Origin of the sequence: Prevotella pallens ATCC 700821, from assembly GCF_000220255.1 — a bacterium.
GTDB lineage: Bacteria > Bacteroidota > Bacteroidia > Bacteroidales > Bacteroidaceae > Prevotella > Prevotella pallens.
In genome coordinates this window covers 1-512 of sequence record NZ_GL982551.1, presented here as the reverse complement: position 1 = coordinate 512, position 512 = coordinate 1, and the positions used below count along the sequence as shown (strand labels likewise).

The window sequence follows — 512 nt, the reverse complement described above, 5'->3', positions numbered from 1 at the left end:
AGAAAAGAACCGCGCCAAGTTGCAGGAACAAATACGCACACTCTTACTTCAAGTTGATGATGTCATAGCGCAGGACAATGCCGCTAAGAGAGAAGGTGTCGAGTTTACTGCAGCTCTGCTCGATGAGATATCCGAGGAATTGAACAAGTCTTTGGAATCAGTCCCTGAGCCTAAGACAAAAGAAGAGAAGCGGGCTGTTAGAACCAAGAAAAAACAGCTTAAAGAGCTAGAGAAGAAACGTAATAAACTCCAGGAGTATGACTGGCACCTTGAGGTTATGGGAGAGAGAAACTCCTACAGCAAGACAGACCCTGATGCCACGTTTATGCACATGAAGGAGGATGCTATGCGGAACGGACAGACTAAGCCTGGATATAATCTGCAGATAGCAACTGAGAACCAGTTCATCACCGACTTTGCACTCTATGCTAACCGTACAGATACGCTCACACTTTCTTCTTTCTTGGAGTCTTTCAAATCACGCTATCATCGTTATACCAAGACTGTCGTAA

General features: G+C 44.9%; 1 pseudogene. It reads left to right on the top strand.

The window, feature by feature from the left end:
- Window positions 1-512, top strand: a pseudogene (locus HMPREF9144_RS12630) (IS5/IS1182 family transposase); the annotation flags it as partial.